Origin of the sequence: Mycobacterium asiaticum (genome assembly GCF_001673315.1) — a bacterium.
Lineage (GTDB): Bacteria > Actinomycetota > Actinomycetes > Mycobacteriales > Mycobacteriaceae > Mycobacterium > Mycobacterium asiaticum_B.
This window is the reverse complement of the sequence record NZ_LZLQ01000055.1, coordinates 47,848-62,216: the sequence shown is the minus strand read 5'-3', so window position 1 is coordinate 62,216 and position 14,369 is coordinate 47,848. Positions and strand designations below refer to the sequence as shown.

Below are 14,369 nucleotides of genomic sequence, written 5' to 3'. Positions count from 1 at the left end.
ATGGTGGCGACCCGCTGCGCCCGGCTTCGCCGCGCTTGCGATCGCCATGGTCAGGGAATTCCTCCGTCGGCCCGCACCGTGGAGCCGGTCGTGAAGCTCGACGCGTCAGAGGCCAGAAACAATGCCGCGCCCACTATCTCAGCCGGATCGCCGGCGCGTTTCAACGAGAGGTGCCCGAACATCTCACCACCACGCTCGTCAAGATTCCACGCCTTGCTCACGTCGGTCAGGAATGGCCCGGCCATCAGTGTGTTGACCCGGACCGTCGGCCCGAATGCGCGGGCGAAACCTTCCGTCATGGCGTTGAGCCCAGCCTTGGCGGCGGCATAGGGAACGATGTCGGGGCTCGGCCGCAGCGACCCCGCCGAACTCACGTTGATGATCGACCCGCGCCCGGCCGCGACCATCCGTTCGCCTACCAGAGCCGAAAGTCGGAACGGCCCTTTGAGATTGAGATTGAACACCGAGTCGTACAGCTTCTCGGTGACATCGGTCAGCTTGGCGTACAGGGGTGACATGCCGGCATTGTTGATCAGCGTGTCGATCTTGCCGAAGCGGTCGAAAGTCGCGTCCACCAAACCGTCGAGCTGATCCCAGCGTCCCACGTGGACCTGATAAGGCATTGCGGTGCGCCCGGTTTCGGCCTCGATCTGCTTGGCGACCGCCACGCAGTTGTCCAGGTTGCGGCTGGCGATCACCAGGTCGGCCCCACAGCGGGCCAAACCGAACGCCATCTCCCGGCCCAGTCCGCGGCTACCGCCGGTGATCAGCACAACTTGGTCCGTCAGGTCGAAAAGCTGGTCCGCATAACCCATTTCAATGCTGCCCAGCCTGTTGGGCCAATTCCGCCGCGGTGGCGATGAGCTGCAGAATCATCGGCCCGAACGCGCCGGTAATCTTTGGATCCACCTTTCCGGTCCGCACACCGGCGGCGTACGTCTTTTCCAACACAATGCCCAACTTCCAGTTCGCCAGGACCAGGTAATAGTCGATGTTTTCAGTGGACAATCCGCTGACCGACTCATAGTGCTGCAGTAGTTCACTCCGCTTCGGCATCCCGGCCATATCCAGGTAGAACCCGTCAGCACGCGGCTCTTCACCGTCGTAACCCAGGAGCGCCCAGGCCACGTCGAGCAACGGATCGCCGACCGTGGTCATCTCCCAGTCGACGATCGCGGCCAATCGCGCCGGCTCACCGTGTTCGAACATCACGTTGGCGAACTGATAATCGCCGTGCATGATGCCCGGCGTGTAGTGCGCGGGACCGTTGCGGCGTAGCCAGTCCGACGCGGTGTCCAGGCCGGGCAGTTCGCGCACCTGATAGGCGGACAGGAAGTTCAGCCAGCGGTCCACCTGTCGGTCGTGAAACCCTTCGGGGCGGCCGAACCCTTCGAGCCCCTGCGCGCGCCAATCCACCCGGCCGAGTTTGGCGGCTCCATCGACGAGTTGAAAAGCCAGGCCGCGGCGCGCCTGCAGGTCGGTGTCGAACGGCGCACGCCAGCCGCCGTCCATGGGACTCCAGCCGTCGATCGCGCGCATGACATAGAACGGCAGGCCCAGCACCGAGCCCGTTTCGTCGGCCGCGATCAGTTCGGCATGTGGCACGTCGGTCCCGCGCAACGCCCGCACCAGCCGGATCTCGCGCAACAGGCCGTCTACGCGGGCCGCGTCGGCGCGGGGGCCGGGCATCCGCAGCACCATCCGTTCCGAGCCGCGCTGCACCAGGTACAGGGTGTTCTGCGAACCGCCGCTGAGCTGGTCCAGCACCGGCTCCTCACCCGCGCCCGGTGCGCCGTTTGTGTCCAGCCAATGGCCTAGGACTCCAGCGGCAATTGCCGTCATCTGCGTACCCCAATCTCCGCTGGGAGAATAGCATTCTCCGAACCGCAGGAAGCGGCCGCCGCGGACATGCGAGGCTTGCCGCATGCAACTGCTCCTGGTCCGGCATGCCCTGCCGCTGCGCAGCAATCACGGCGAGGGTTCCGATCCGGAGTTGTCCGACACGGGATTTCAGCAGGTTGCGCGGCTACCGGAGGCGCTGAAGCGGTTTCCCATCTCCCGAGTGGTGAGCAGTCCGCAGCGCCGTGCCATCCAGACCGCCGAGCCGGTCGCGGCGGCTCGGGACTTGTCCATCGAGATCGACGATCGGCTCGCCGAGTACGACCGCGATCTGCCTTCCTACATCCCGGTCGAGCAGATACGTGCGGAATTCCCGGAGGAGTGGGCCCGCATGGCACGCGGGCATTTGCCCAGCGCGGTGGACGAGGATGCCTTTCGTGCTCGGGTCCGTGCCGCGATCGATGACCTGGTCGCCGCCGCCGACCCGGACGACACGATCGCAGCGTTCAGCCATGGCGGAGTGATCAATGTGGTGCTGCACGAAATCCTGGGCACCGCGCGGCTGTTGTCGTTTCCCATCGACTACGCGTCGGTGACCCGACTGTTGTTCTCGCGGTCGGGTCAGGCGACGGTGGCGACGGTCAACGCCACCGAACACGTGTGGGACCTGCTGCCCCGGAACAAACAGCGGTAGTTCATCGGTGGTAAACAAGTCCGGTGACCTCGACTGACCGACTCAACGGGCTCGACCTGCCCGCATTGGACCGGTATCTGCGTTCACTCGACATCACTCGCGACGGGGAGTTGCGCGGTGAATTGATCTCCGGGGGGCGCTCCAATCTGACCTTCCGGGTCTACGACGACGCGACGAGTTGGCTGGTGCGACGCCCGCCGTTGCACGGGCTGACCCCGTCGGCGCACGACATGAGCCGCGAGTACAAGGTCGTTGCCGCGCTGCAGAACACCCCGGTACCGGTGGCCCGCACGATCGCTTTGTGTGACGACGATTCGGTGCTGGGCGCGCCGTTTCAGATCGTCGAATTCGTTGCCGGGCAAGTGGTGCGCCGCCGTGCCCAGTTGGAATCCCTGGGCCGCCGCGCCATCGACGGCTGTGTCGACGCGCTGATCCGGGTGCTGGTGGATCTGCACAGCGTCGATCCCGCCTCCGTCGGACTGAGCGACTTCGGCAAACCCAGCGGCTACCTGGAACGTCAGGTGCGCCGCTGGGGATCGCAGTGGCAGCTGGTCCGGCTGTCCGAAGATCGCCGGGACGGTGACGTCGAGCGACTGCATGCCGCTCTGCAGCAAGCCATTCCGCAGCAGAGCCGCACGTCGATCGTGCACGGCGACTATCGGATCGACAACACCATCCTGGACTCCGACGATCCGACACGGGTGCGGGCGGTGGTGGACTGGGAGCTGTCGACACTGGGCGACCCGATCAGCGACGCGGCCCTGATGTGCGTGTACCGCGACCCGGCCCTGGACCTGATCATCGACACCCAGGCCGCCTGGACGTCGCCGCTGCTACCCACGGCCGATGAACTCGCCGACCGGTATTCGTTGGTGTCCGGGCAGCCACTCGCGCAGTGGGAGTTCTACATGGCGCTGGCGTATTTCAAGCTCGCCATCATCGCTGCCGGAATTGACTTCCGCCGGCGCATGGCAGAGCAAGCCGACGGCAGGGAGGACTCATCGGACGCACCCGAGGTGGTGGCGCCGTTGATTTCGCGGGGGCTGGCCGAGATCGCCAGGCTCGCCTAGCGCGGAGCGTTCAGGTTCTTCTTGGCCGCGTGACGCAACTGCACGATTCGAACGGTTCCGGCCGCCACGGTGATCAGCCCGCCGATCACCGCGCCCAGCAGGAAGGCCACGCCGAGCGGCAGCGTCCAATGCCAGCCTAGGAAGGTGAAGGCAGTGGATGCCGTGTTCTGGGCAATGAAGATCAGCAAGAGGATCAGAATCAGGAACCCTGCGATCAATGCGGACCACAACGCACCGGCGCGGGTGAACTTGGATGCTGGATCCTTAGCGGCCGTCCGAGAGCGGGGCCCTGCAGGACGGGGTGGCGGCGGTGGCTGATCCGCCGGGGGTGAGCCGGAAGGGGTGCTCATATGTCCATCTTTGTCCCCTCCAGCGCGGATTGAAACCAACAATTGGGTGTCGGTAGGGATAGGGTCTGCAGCGTGAGGATGCTGCGGCGCGCGGCGCTCGCCGCGGTGGCGTGCCTGGTTGCGGCGTGCGGCAGTCCCGATCCGTTCGGGTCGGGCATGGGCGGACCGAAGTCCATTGTGGTCGGCTCCGGCGATTTTCCCGAGTCTGAGATCGTCGCCGAAATCTATGCACAAGCGCTGCAGGCCAACGGGTTCGAAGTCGGGCGGCGAATGGGCATCGGCAGTCGTGAGACCTACATCCCGGCGCTGAAAGACCATTCCATCGACCTGGTGCCCGAGTACATCGGCAACCTGCTGCTGTACTTCGAGCCGAAGTCCACTGCGACCGTATTGGACTCCGTCGAACTTGAGCTCTACCGGCAATTGCCTGGTGACCTTTCGATCCTCAACCCCTCACCGGCATCCGACACCGACACCGTGACCGTCACCCGCGCAACCGCGACCCGATGGAACCTCAAGACGATTGCCGATCTGGCGGCTCACTCCGCCGAGGTCAGATTCGCCGCCCCGTCGGCTTTCCTCACCCGCCCCTCCGGGTTACCCGGATTGCGCCAGAAGTACGGGCTGACGATTGCTCCAGGCAATTTCGTCACCATCAACGACGGCGGCGGCGCGGTGACGGTACGGGCGCTGGTGCGGGAAACGGCTACCGCTGCCAACATTTTCAGCACCTCTCCGGCCGTCGTACAGGAAGGTTTGGTGGTGCTGGCGGACCCAGAACACAACTTTCTGGCCGGCAACATCGTGCCTTTGGTGAATTCGCAGAAGAAGTCGGACCGCCTGAAGGATGTATTGGATGCAGTGTCGGCCAAGTTGACCACTGAGGGCATCGCCGAACTCAATGCGGCGGTATCGGGCAATGGGGGCGCAGACCCTGACCAGGTTGCCCGCAAATGGGCTCACGACAACGGTTTCGATCGCGCGATCGGGCAGTAGTTGATCACCTTCGACAACGTCAGCAAGGTCTTCGGTAGCGGCGCACCCGCCGTGGACCGGTTGAGTCTGCACATACCCGACGGGGAGTTGACGGTATTCGTCGGTTCCTCCGGATGCGGCAAGACCACTGCGCTGCGGATGATCAACCGCATGGTCGACCCGACGTCTGGCACCGTCACGGTCGACGGAGCGGACGTCTCGACCGTCAACCCGGTGCGGTTGCGGCGCGGCATCGGTTACGTCATCCAGAACGCGGGATTGATGCCGCACCAACGGGTGATCGACAACGTCGCTGCGGTGCCGGTGCTCAACGGACAGTCCCGGCGGGCCGCACGCAACGCCGCCTATCAGGTACTGGAACGCGTCGGATTGGATATCAAGGTCGCGCGGCGCTATCCAGCGCAACTGTCCGGAGGTGAACAACAGCGGGTCGGTGTCGCGCGGGCGCTGGCCGCGGATCCGCCGATCCTGCTGATGGACGAGCCGTTCTCGGCCGTCGACCCCGTGGTTCGACATGCTCTGCAGAACGAAATCCTGCGTCTGCAAAGCGAATTGCGCAAGACCGTCGTGTTCGTCACCCACGACATCGACGAGGCGCTGCGGCTCGCCGACCGGGTCGCGGTGTTCGGTACCGGCGGTGTACTGCAGCAGTACGACGAGCCGGCCCGGTTGCTTTCACGTCCGGCGAATGACTTCGTGGCCAGGTTCATCGGTCTCGGCCGTGGCTATCGATGGTTGCAACTGGTCGACGCTGCTGGGTTACCGGTGCACGGCATTGACCGGGTACTCATCGATGATGTTGCCACAGCGCAACTTTCGGATGGCTGGGTGCTGGTGGTGGATAACGACGGTGGGCCGGTCGGTTGGCTCGATTCCGATGGCCTTCGGCGGCACCGAAGCGGTGCCCCGCTGGCGGCAAGCCTGACGCCGATCGGTTCGGTGTTCCACTTGGGCGGCAACCTGAGTCAGGCGCTGGACGCCGCGCTGTCATCGCCGTCGTCGATCGGCATAGCCGTGGACCGGGAGCAGAAGATCGTCGGTGGAATCCTGGCCGCCGATGTGCTGACCGCCGCAGAAGCCCACCGGCGGACCTGATGCATTATCTGCTGAACCACCTGAGCACCGCGTGGGCGCTGACCATCGTGCACCTGCGCCTGTCGCTGGTGCCGGTCGTGGTCGGACTGGCCGTCGCGGTGCCACTCGGCCTGGCAGCCCATCGCGCCCCGGTGCTGCGGCGGCTGACCACCGCAACAGCCAGCGTAGTTTTCACTATTCCGTCCCTGGCCCTATTCGTCGTCCTGCCGCTGATCATCGGCACCAGGATCCTCGACGAAGCCAACGTCATGGTCGCGCTGACGGCCTACACCACCGCCCTGATGGTGCGCGCGGTGCTCGAGGCGCTGGACGCGGTACCGGCGCAGGTCCGCGAGGCGGCCACCGCGGTCGGCTATGCGCCCGTGACCCGAATGCTGAAAGTCGAACTGCCGCTGTCTATTCCAGTGCTGATCGCCGGTCTGCGGGTGGTTGTCGTGACCAATATCGCGATGGTGTCGGTGGGGTCGGTGATCGGCATCGGTGGTTTGGGTACCTGGTTCACCGCCGGGTTCCAGACCAACAAGAGCGATCAGATTCTGGCCGGCATCATCGCGATATTCGTCTTGGCGATCGTGATCGACACCTTGATCAGTGTGCTCGGCCGGGTCGCCACGCCGTGGGAGCGGACATCGCGTGGCCGCCGCCGATTCCGATCACCAATCGTCGGCGGTGCCCGGTGAACTTCGTCGCGCAGGCGCTGTCATTCCTTACCACCGCGAGCAACTGGGCGGGCGCCACCGGCTTGGCGGCCCGCACCTTCGAGCACCTGCAGTACACCGCGCTCGCGGTGGCCGCGTCGGCCGTCATCGCCATCCCGATCGGGCTGATCATCGGGCACACGGGCCGGGGTCAGCTGCTGGTGGTGGGCGCGGTCAACGGCCTTCGGGCCCTGCCTACGCTGGGCGTGCTGTTGTTCGGTGTGCTGTTGTACGGGTTGGGTCTGGGTCCGCCGATCGTGGCGCTGATGCTGCTCGGTATTCCGGCGCTGTTGGCCGGCGCGTACGCGGGTATCGCCAGCGTCGACCGCCTGGTGGTGGACGCCGCGCGGGCGATGGGTATGACCGAGTGGCAGTTGCTGATGCGAGTCGAGGTGCCCAATGCGCTGCCGCTGATCCTGGGCGGGCTGCGCAACGCGACGCTGCAAGTGGTTGCCACCGCGACGGTGGCCGCCTACGCCAGTCTCGGAGGCCTGGGTCGCTATCTGATCGACGGAATCAAGGAACGGGAATTCACGATCGCGTTGGTCGGTGCCTTTATGGTGGCCGCGTTGGCGCTGATCCTGGATGGTCTGTTGGCGTTGGCGGTGTGGGCTTCGATGCCCGGCACCGGCCGGCTCGGCGCCGCCGCGGGCCGGTGGCAGCGGGTACCCAAGATCACAGTTACCGACAAAACCACCACGCCCGGCGGACACGTCCTACGGTAGGGGGGTGAACGCAGCTTCGTCTGACCCAACACAGCGTGTCTTAGCCGCGATGTTCACCTGGCGTGCTCAGGATTGCTCGCGGATGGAATCAGTGCGAGTTCAGTTGTCCGGCAAGCGAATCAAGGCGAACGGACGCATCGTCGCGGCCGCCACCGAGACCAACCCGGCGTTCGGCGCGTTCTACGAATTGCAGACCGACGAGTCCGGCGCCACCAAACGCTTCGGACTGACCGTCACACTGGCCGAACGCGAACGTCAGCTAGCGATCGCCCGCGACGAGGAGAACATGTGGTTGGTCACCGACCACCAGGGCGAGAGACGCGCCGGCTACAACGGTGCCCTCGACGTCGACCTGGTGTTCAGTCCGTTCTTCAATGCCTTGCCAATCCGGCGCCTCGGCATCCACGAGCGCGCGGAGATGCTGGCTTTGCCGATGGTCTATGTGAACGTGCCGTCCATGTCCATCGAGGCGGCGACCGTGAGCTACACCAGCGAAGGCCGCTTGGACGGGATCAAGTTGCGTTCGCCGGTGGCCGACACCACGGTGACCGTCGACGGCGACGGGTTCATCGTTGACTATCCAGGGTTGGCAGAGCGGATCTGATCACTCCGCCCGCCCGGCCGGCGGCGGCCAACTGCTGCCGCCAGTCATCGGCTCCGATGACGACGGTAACGATGTCCGAGCGCGGAAAACTTTCGTAACGGGTGCGGGCCGCGTGGCCTTGGTCGACCAGGTCGGCCACCGAACTGTGGCTCGCCAGCGAATCACGCGCACGGCTGAGCAGTTCGATGATCCGGCTGGTGGCCGGCACCAACTGGCCGGTGTTGGCCTCACACATCGCTCGGACCAGGTCCGGGGCGGTGCCGGCGACTCTGGTGGCATCCCGGAACGAGCCGGCGGCCAGCGCGAAGGCCAGCGGGACCTCGGCCGCGGTGACGGCCAGTGCTTCGGCAAGCAGGTGTGGCAGGTGCGAGATGGCGGCCGCGGCCGCATCGTGCTCGTCCGATTTGGCCGGCACCACCACCGCGCCGCAGTCCAACGCCAGCGTCATCACCATCGACCAGACGTGCGGGTCGACATGGTCGTCCACGCTGACCACCCAGGGTGCCCTGTTGAACAATCCGCCGTGCCCGGCGCGCCAGCCGGAATGCGCGGTGCCCGTCATCGGGTGGCCGCCGACGAAACGTTCCAGCAGCCCGGCGGCGGCGACCTCGTCGAGCACCGCGGTCTTGACGCTGGTGACATCGGTGAGCGGACAGTTCGGGGCCGCTTCGCGGATGTGGGCGAGCATGTTCGGCAGGGCCGGCATCGGCACAGCCAGCACAATCAACGCATCAGTCCGGGCGGCGCGGGTCAAAGTCTGCTGCAGGTCGGTGGTCGCGTCGAACCCGTCGGTCTGGGCTCCCTGTGCGCCCTCCACCGAGCGGTTATAGCCGAACACCTCGCGTCCGGACGCGGACGCAGCCCGCATGATTGAGCCACCGATCAGGCCCAGCCCGAGCACGCATACAGGTGTCTTCACCTCAGTCCTCACCACTTGTCCAAGGTTGGCACAGATCAATCGGCTGCGGGTTGCCCGTCCCGGCTCATCTGGCCAGAGGCCAGGTCAGGGACTAGCGTATGCGCCCATGGGAGTACAACGGGCCTCGAAAACGCAGGGCCCGTCCGCGGACACCCCGGACGGCTTCGGCGTTGCGGTGGTGCGCGAAGAGGGTCACTGGCGCTGTGCGCCGCTGGGCCCGAAATCCCTGGTCAGTCTGTCCGCGGCCGAGACCGAACTGCGGGAGCTGCGTAGCGCCGGGGCGGTATTCGGGCTGCTGGACGTCGACGACGAGTTTTTCGTCATCGTGCGGCCGGCACCGTCGGGGACACGATTGCTGTTGTCGGATGCAACCGCGGCGCTGGATTACGACATCGCCGCCGAGGTGCTGGACAACTTGGATGCGGACATCGATCCCGAAGACCTCGAGGACGCGGATCCCTTCGAGGAGGGTGACCTGGGATTACTTTCCGACATCGGGTTGCCCGAAGCGGTGTTGGGGGTCATTCTCGACGAGACCGACCTGTACGCCGACGAGCAACTCGGCCGGATTGCCCGCGAGATGGGTTTCGCCGATCAGTTGTCTGCGGTGATCGACCGTTTGGGTCGGTGAGGGTTTCTGACGAGCAGCTGATTCGCGCTGCACTGGCTGTCGCCGGAACCGCCGGGCCACGCGATGTGCCGATCGGTGCCGTGGTCGTCGGTGCCGACGGCGCCGAACTCGCCCGGGCGGTCAATGCCCGCGAAGCCCTCGGGGATCCCACCGCACACGCCGAGATCCTGGCGTTGCGCGCCGCGGCCGGAGTCCTGGGCGACGGTTGGCGCCTGGAAGGGGCGACGCTGGCGGTCACCGTGGAACCGTGCACCATGTGCGCCGGGGCACTGGTGTTGGCGCGGGTGGCCCGGGTGGTGTTCGGCGCGTGGGAACCCAAGACGGGTGCGGTCGGCTCGCTGTGGGATGTGGTTCGGGACCGCCGGTTGAACCATCGACCCGAAGTAACCGGTGGTGTGCTCGCTTCGGAGTGCGCCGCGCCGCTGGAAGAATTCTTTGCCCGCCAGCGATTGGGGTGAGCGGCGGTTGGTTCGGTAAGCTGCCTGGCGGTGGCGTGTCCGAGCGGCCTAAGGAGCACGCCTCGAAAGCGTGTGACGGCTAACACCGTCCGAGGGTTCAAATCCCTCCGCCACCGCCATGTGATGTCTCAAGACATACGCATAGCCCGAACCCTCGTTTAGGGTTCGGGTTTTTTCTTTGGGCGGCCGGGGGATCTCGTCGTCGAGTTAATTGCTGCTTGCAGGGACCGATCTTTATTGGCTCGCCCGCTCAATTCTGTGTCCGAGATCTTCTAGCTCGTCGAGCACACGGCTTGCGCCCCATAGCTGGTTGCGCTTGCGGTCGGTCAGCGGGCGCAGCACGCCGGCGTCCTGCAGGCGATTTATCGCGGCGAACACGCTGCTCCGAGGTGCGTTGACAAGTGATGCAACGTCATCGGACGAAACGATCGGTTTCGATGGCAACAGCAGCAGCAGCTTGTCCGTAGCACTATTGCGTCTAACTGGTCCGACCATGTTGCGCCACTCGTCGGGTATTTCCGCTAGGCGCTGTGCAGTAATGCGTGATTCTGCCGCAGCAGTCCTTGATGCCTTCGCGAACGTGTCGATCAGTGGGCGTAAGTCACCTGCGCGGTATGTGCTCAGGGCCCCGAAGTAGCGATCGCGCTGAGCTACAAGCGCCGATGCCAGAGGAACGACGAGACATGTGGTCGCTCCCCTTCTCCGCAGGATGGTGTTGATGAGTGCTCGACCGATTCGGCCGTTACCGTCAGCGAAGGGGTGGATTGATTCGAACTGTGCATGCGCTATGGCGGCCTGAATCAAGACGGGCATATCGGTCCTGTTCGCGAATGCTATGAGGTCGTCCATGTATGTCTGGACCATGTCAGGGGGTGGTGGGACGTACAGCGCGTCTCGGGGGGAGTAGTCGCTGCCGCCGATCCAGTTCTGAACGGTTCGTATGCGACCTGCATGCGGTCCCTCTGTCGGGTCGTCTCGCATCAGCGCCTCGTGTGCGCGCAGGATCGCGGTTGTTTGTACTGGGCCATGGTGATCGACGCTGGTGATCAATGCGTCTAGCGCTGTGGTTGCCGCAACCATCGAGACTGCGCTCGAGTTGCCTCTGTTGCCGTGGAGCGCGCGCGCATAGTCGTCCAGGCTTGCCTCAACGCGCTCGATTTTGGAGGACGCTACCGATTCGGTTCGAAGTAGGAGGGTGCTCAGCGCCGCCAGGTCGGTTCCGTGCACACTGTCGAGCCGAGAAATCTCACCCATTGCGGTCTCGAGCTCGACGGCGATGTCTGTGTTGATGTCGGCATCGAGGTCGGCGATATAGGGGGGAAGAGACACGACGACGGAACTCAGGGTTCTGTCCTCGCGGGTGCCGCCCCGCTGAGTCTGTGCCCACGGACGTCGCTGTGCGGTGTGTCTAGGCCAGGCATCTTGGGGTGTCATCGCTCTCCTAACTCGGACTAACTCTAGCGTTAGTCCGAGTTAAATTCATAAATCGGACCGTGATGCGCGACAGTCCGAGTGCCACAGCTCTGATGTCGGCAAACGAATGGCTGCCCAGGCGGCGAGATCAAGCCATGAATAACCTCGGTTGGCAAGTCGATAAAGGTTTCTTCGCACCCGAATGGAGAACCATGTACCGCGTATCGCGTGCGTCTTGCCAGACGGGTTTCGCTACTGTTGACGAGGTTTCTGGCGAAAAGATATCTTCGGAATCTGAGATTCCATTACCTACAAACCAGAACGCCGTCAAGTATGGGTAGATCCGCATCAGTAATGCGTGGGTCGATGAGGACGGTCGATAGTGGCGGCCATTGACGACCTGAATCAGGTTATGGGACCCGCGCTTACTGGTCGCGGATTTCAACTTGACGAGGCCGATGACGCTGTCTGGTACCGAAAGAGACCTGCCTGGGCGGTCTACTACCGCGGCAGCGAATGCAAACTGCAGGTCTGCTGGTCAGCGCGTGAGGGCGGCATCGACTTCATGCTGGCCCCGCTCAATGCGCCAAACGAGTTCGGGCTCATCAACCATTCGAAGAAGTGGCGATTCATGTTGGCGCTAAGCGAGGTAAATGACGGATTAAGAACGCCGTCACCAGATGCAGGACCGGAAACTTGGTGGGCCTGGCGCAAAGCGCTTTTCGACACACACTTCGAAGCTGCTCACCAAGCATTGTTACGACAGCACTGAGCTATAAACCGACGTTTCCCTACTTCGACCCGCCTCGCCGCAAGGTCCGCTGCACCTCGCCACCGCCAAAGCTCATGACTATTCACGCTTTTGGACGCGGGCGTGCGACGGCCAACACCGCCCGCCCCTCGCGCAACCGATCTCGCCGGCCGAGTTCAGCAAGCGCATCGCGGAATAACACGATGATCGCTGCCGTTGGAGGCCGTTGCTACGCTGGCAGCATGTGGTCAGCAACGAACAGCCGCGGAAACGTGGCGGTGTTGTTGTTGACGGATAAGGATTTGCGGCCCCGCGGTACCAACGGCTACACCACCTCCTGGGGCACCAATGCGCACGGCAAACTCGCCGGCGTGCCACCCTCACCTCGCTGACGACAGCGGCCATAGCTCACCTCATCTCGGCCTGGTCCAGGCCTTCTGATCGGTGCTCGCGCGTGCACTTGCCCCGCGTGCCGACCGCAGTCGTAGCTCCGCCTGTTCCTGGTCGCTGTGCCGAACATTTGGCATCCGCTGAAAGCAGTCTTCCCTTGCCGCCCTTGATATCTCGCTCCCTGCTCGACCGAAAACCTCGCGCCGCATTCCAACGGCTTACCGATCTCTTGCGCAGCGAGGCCATCAGCGGCGTGCTGCTGTTAGTCGCCACTAGCGCGGCCGTCATCTGGGCCAACTCACCATGGTCGGACAGTTACCACCAGTTCGGCGACACCACCTTCGGGCCGGCCAACCTGCACCTGGACCTGTCCCTGGCGCACTGGGCTGCCGACGGGCTCCTGGCCATTTTCTTCTTCATGATCGGCCTGGAACTCAAGCACGAATTCCTCGCTGGCGACCTGCGCAACCCACGGCGGGCAGCACTACCGGTCGCCGCTGCACTAGGCGGGATGGTCGCTCCGGCAGCCATCTACATCATCCTGAACGCCGGCAACACCGACGGCGCTCTGGCCGGATGGGCGATCCCCACCGCCACCGACATCGCCTTTGCGCTGCCGGTGCTGGCGGCCATCTCCACACACCTGCCACATGCACTGCGCATCTTCTTGTTAACGCTGGCAGTCGTCGACGATTTGCTCGCGGTCACCGTCATCGCCGTCTTCTACACCGACAAACTCAAGTTGGTGGCCCTAGTCGCAGCAGTTATCCCGTTAATTCTGTTTGCGGTAGCAGCCCGACGAACCACCAGCATCTGGATCCTGCTCCCACTGGCCGCTTTGGTCTGGTATCTCGTCCACGAGTCGGGGGTGCACGCGACGATAGCCGGCGTCCTGCTCGGCTTGACCCTTCCCGTCCACAACAACACCAAGGCTGGCCAGCGGGCTAGTCTGCAAGCCAAACCGCTGGAACATCAACTTCGGCCGCTTTCCGCCGGACTGGCAGTGCCCCTGTTCGCGTTCTTCACCGCCGGGGTCACTGTCGGTGGATCCGACGGCCTTGCCGACACCGTTCGCGATCCCGTCGCTATCGGCATCGTCACGGGCCTGATCTTCGGAAAAACGTTGGGAATCACAGGTGCCGCGGCACTCACCGCAGCTCTGACCCCCGCCGAACTGGATCGGTCCATGAAATGGGTCGATGTCATCGGCATCGGCCTTCTCGGCGGGATCGGCTTCACTATCTCGCTGCTTATCGGTGAAATCGCCTTTGCCGACAACCCAGCCCGTGAACAGCACATCAAACTCGCAGTCCTGGCCGGCAGCCTCACCGCGGCGCTATTCGCCGGCATCCTGCTGACAATGCGAAATCGGGCCTACCGGACGAAGGCGAGGATTCGGTCGGAATCCGTCGCCCGCTGTGAGGACCGGCCCCGGCTGGGTATGCATAAGTTGTCCGATCAGCGCCGGAGAGGAGAAACTGATGGCGAACGTGTTCGTTGAACCGCGACCGAAAGGCCGTGACGGAGACCCTATTTCGCACTACGTCGTGGAGGAACACGCGGATAGCGTTCTTGCCGAGTTCGACACCCAGCAAGAAGCTATTGGTTGGGCCAAAGAGCAGGGACATACACCTCACGTCGCCCGCGTCCGACACCTGGACGACAAAAAGAAGCCCGATCAATGGCGGGCGATCTGAAAGCAGTGCTTTAACTGCGGGACCCACTCCCGTAGCCGG

At 64.2% G+C, this 14,369-nt stretch carries 18 protein-coding genes and 1 tRNA gene; 14 read left to right on the top strand and 5 right to left on the bottom strand.

The genetic code is table 11. From position 1 onward, the window contains the following. Positions 1 to 50: 50 nt before the first annotated feature. Together A5636_RS08295 and A5636_RS08290 are read right to left on the bottom strand one after the other, a co-directional pair. Complete coding sequence (locus A5636_RS08295; RefSeq protein ID WP_065158198.1) at positions 51 to 815, bottom strand: SDR family NAD(P)-dependent oxidoreductase; 765 nt, start codon at positions 813 to 815, stop codon at positions 51 to 53. A gap of 1 nt (position 816) precedes the next feature. Then, entirely contained in the window at positions 817 to 1,842 is a 1,026-nt protein-coding gene (locus A5636_RS08290; protein ID WP_065158231.1) for a phosphotransferase family protein, read from the bottom strand. An 82-nt stretch (positions 1,843 to 1,924) separates the two neighbouring features. Here A5636_RS08290 and A5636_RS08285 point away from each other — a divergent pair, with 82 nt between their 5' ends. Then, positions 1,925 to 2,533 carry a histidine phosphatase family protein gene (locus tag A5636_RS08285; protein ID WP_065158197.1) on the top strand — a complete coding sequence of 203 codons (609 nt, stop codon included), beginning with the start codon at positions 1,925 to 1,927 and terminating at the stop codon, positions 2,531 to 2,533. Positions 2,534 to 2,556: 23 nt separating this feature from the next. Beyond that, positions 2,557 to 3,603, top strand: a complete 1,047-nt coding sequence (locus A5636_RS08280) for a phosphotransferase family protein (RefSeq protein ID WP_065158196.1) — start codon at positions 2,557 to 2,559, stop codon at positions 3,601 to 3,603. Here A5636_RS08280 and A5636_RS08275 read toward each other — a convergent pair. After that, entirely contained in the window at positions 3,600 to 3,953 is a 354-nt protein-coding gene (locus A5636_RS08275; RefSeq protein WP_065158195.1) for a LapA family protein, read from the bottom strand. The genes A5636_RS08280 and A5636_RS08275 overlap by 4 nt on opposite strands. Positions 3,954 to 4,031: 78 nt before the next feature. On the opposite strand from A5636_RS08275, the gene A5636_RS08270 reads away from it, so the two are divergent. From A5636_RS08270 to A5636_RS08250, 5 genes are read left to right on the top strand one after another with little or no spacing between them, the layout of a single operon-like run. Then, positions 4,032 to 4,949, top strand: coding sequence for an ABC transporter substrate-binding protein (locus tag A5636_RS08270; RefSeq protein ID WP_065158194.1), 918 nt, complete (start codon positions 4,032 to 4,034; stop codon positions 4,947 to 4,949). Continuing rightward, positions 4,950 to 6,044 carry an ABC transporter ATP-binding protein gene (locus A5636_RS08265; protein ID WP_065158193.1) on the top strand — a complete coding sequence of 365 codons (1,095 nt, stop codon included), beginning with the start codon at positions 4,950 to 4,952 and terminating at the stop codon, positions 6,042 to 6,044. It begins immediately after the preceding gene. Beyond that, positions 6,044 to 6,724, top strand: a complete 681-nt coding sequence (locus A5636_RS08260; protein WP_065158192.1) for an ABC transporter permease — start codon at positions 6,044 to 6,046, stop codon at positions 6,722 to 6,724. Before A5636_RS08265 ends, A5636_RS08260 begins: the two co-directional genes overlap by 1 nt. Continuing rightward, positions 6,721 to 7,467 (top strand): ABC transporter permease, encoded by a 747-nt coding sequence (locus A5636_RS08255; protein ID WP_065158191.1) that lies wholly within the window; start codon positions 6,721 to 6,723, stop codon positions 7,465 to 7,467. Before A5636_RS08260 ends, A5636_RS08255 begins: the two co-directional genes overlap by 4 nt. Before the next feature lie 4 nt (positions 7,468 to 7,471). Beyond that, the gene (locus A5636_RS08250; protein WP_065158190.1) at positions 7,472 to 8,071 is read left to right on the top strand and encodes a putative glycolipid-binding domain-containing protein; all 600 of its coding nucleotides are present in this window, start codon (positions 7,472 to 7,474) and stop codon (positions 8,069 to 8,071) included. On the opposite strand, the gene A5636_RS08245 is transcribed toward A5636_RS08250, so the two are convergent. Continuing rightward, positions 8,034 to 8,990, bottom strand: coding sequence for a prephenate dehydrogenase (locus A5636_RS08245; protein WP_155763697.1), 957 nt, complete (start codon positions 8,988 to 8,990; stop codon positions 8,034 to 8,036). The genes A5636_RS08250 and A5636_RS08245 overlap by 38 nt on opposite strands. Before the next feature lie 106 nt (positions 8,991 to 9,096). Here A5636_RS08245 and A5636_RS08240 point away from each other — a divergent pair, with 106 nt between their 5' ends. From A5636_RS08240 to A5636_RS08230, 3 genes are all read left to right on the top strand, one after another. Beyond that, entirely contained in the window at positions 9,097 to 9,621 is a 525-nt protein-coding gene (locus tag A5636_RS08240; RefSeq protein ID WP_065158189.1) for a tRNA adenosine deaminase-associated protein, read from the top strand. Continuing rightward, positions 9,618 to 10,079 (top strand): nucleoside deaminase, encoded by a 462-nt coding sequence (locus A5636_RS08235; protein WP_065158188.1) that lies wholly within the window; start codon positions 9,618 to 9,620, stop codon positions 10,077 to 10,079. The genes A5636_RS08240 and A5636_RS08235 overlap by 4 nt, the downstream gene beginning before the upstream one ends. Before the next feature lie 29 nt (positions 10,080 to 10,108). After that, positions 10,109 to 10,198: transfer RNA gene (locus tag A5636_RS08230), tRNA-Ser, on the top strand. 115 nt (positions 10,199 to 10,313) lie between these two features. Here the strand turns inward: A5636_RS08230 and A5636_RS08225 are convergent. Beyond that, a complete protein-coding gene (locus A5636_RS08225) occupies positions 10,314 to 11,408 on the bottom strand; it encodes a Fic family protein (RefSeq protein ID WP_253900536.1) in 1,095 nt (364 codons plus the stop codon). 466 nt (positions 11,409 to 11,874) lie between these two features. Here A5636_RS08225 and A5636_RS08220 point away from each other — a divergent pair, with 466 nt between their 5' ends. From A5636_RS08220 to A5636_RS08210, 4 genes are all read left to right on the top strand, one after another. Further along, positions 11,875 to 12,264: a hypothetical protein gene (locus A5636_RS08220; protein WP_253900535.1), complete on the top strand. Its 390-nt coding sequence runs from the start codon at positions 11,875 to 11,877 to the stop codon at positions 12,262 to 12,264. A gap of 221 nt (positions 12,265 to 12,485) precedes the next feature. Further along, positions 12,486 to 12,635 (top strand): hypothetical protein, encoded by a 150-nt coding sequence (locus tag A5636_RS26030; RefSeq protein WP_155763696.1) that lies wholly within the window; start codon positions 12,486 to 12,488, stop codon positions 12,633 to 12,635. A 164-nt stretch (positions 12,636 to 12,799) separates the two neighbouring features. Next, entirely contained in the window at positions 12,800 to 14,134 is a 1,335-nt protein-coding gene (gene nhaA / locus A5636_RS08215) for a Na+/H+ antiporter NhaA (protein ID WP_253900534.1), read from the top strand. Next, positions 14,115 to 14,330, top strand: a complete 216-nt coding sequence (locus tag A5636_RS08210) for a hypothetical protein (protein ID WP_065158185.1) — start codon at positions 14,115 to 14,117, stop codon at positions 14,328 to 14,330. Before nhaA ends, A5636_RS08210 begins: the two co-directional genes overlap by 20 nt. Positions 14,331 to 14,369 lie beyond the last annotated feature (39 nt).